Below are 1,147 nucleotides of genomic sequence, written 5' to 3' on the forward strand. Positions count from 1 at the left end.
AATCTGATGCTTCGAGGCGGCAAAGGTGCCTTGAGCATGAAGTCTAGTGGCAATGCTTTTGGGGACAGCGGTCGCGACAACCGTGAAGGTTCTTTATGTGCTGATAATGGTGCTAATAAGTTAGGCCTAACATGTTATAACTCAGCATTCCAGACTAGTCACGCTCACCCATATTACTTGAATGTTGCAGCGGTGAACGCTAACGGTAAACATACAAGTTATTCAACAGCTGGCGCAAGCATAATGGTATCCGCTCCTGCTGGTGAATTTGGTGTTTATGCTCCTGCCATGGTAACAACTGATCAAATGACTTGTATTAATGGTACTTCTGGCTTTAATAGTAGACACATAGACATATATGGCGAAGAACTTGCAGCCTTCATATTTTCATTCAACTACCCAGGCCATCCAGAGAATGTGGGTTGTAACTATATTTCAACCTTCAATGGTACGTCTTCTGCTGCGCCGAATGCATCCGGTGTTGTGTCTCTAATCTTATCAGCAAACCCAGAGTTGACCTGGCGTGATGTTCGACACATTTTAGCTTCGACAAGCACTATGAATGACCCTGAAAACGAAAAGGTTGAACTGCCAATTGGAGAGGGCTCTTTTGTTGCTCATGATGGCTGGATTGAAAACGCAGCTGGTTATCACTTTAATAACCTTTATGGCTTTGGTCGAGTTGATGCAGGTGCAGCTGTTGCCATGGCTTTAAATTACTCAGAGAGCCTTGGCGAGCAAATTATCACCGAATGGCAAGGCCTGGGCTCAACTGCGGGTGAAGCCGCCTTGGATGCGATTATTCCAGACAATAATGCAACTGGCGTGAGTCAGGAAATCGAAGTTACAGAAGATATTATTATTGAAGCTATGCAGTTCGAGTTTGATATTCGCAATGACCATATGGGCTTCATTTTAAATGACAGTCTATTAACCTCAGCTGGTAACGACTTAGCGCTTGAAGTCATTTCTCCTTCAGGCACCAGGAGTGTTTTACTTTCTTCCAAACAGGCAGCAATAGCACCTTCTCAAAACTTTACTGATGGACCTAGCATTGGTTACATCATGGATGGTGTCGTAGTTCTTTCCAATGCATTTTATGGTGAAAATGCTAAAGGATCTTGGACTATCAGAGTATTAGATACTG

At 43.6% G+C, this 1,147-nt stretch carries 1 protein-coding gene; it reads left to right on the plus strand.

Annotated features, from left to right (window positions below; genetic code table 11):
* Positions 1-36 precede the first annotated feature (36 nt).
* The coding region (locus tag Q5Y71_RS16860; protein ID WP_306043237.1) for a S8 family serine peptidase at positions 37-1,147 on the plus strand (1,111 nt) is incomplete at its 3' end.

It is taken from the genome of Microbulbifer sp. 2205BS26-8 (assembly GCF_030731025.1).
GTDB classification, from domain to species: domain Bacteria; phylum Pseudomonadota; class Gammaproteobacteria; order Pseudomonadales; family Cellvibrionaceae; genus Microbulbifer; species Microbulbifer spongiae.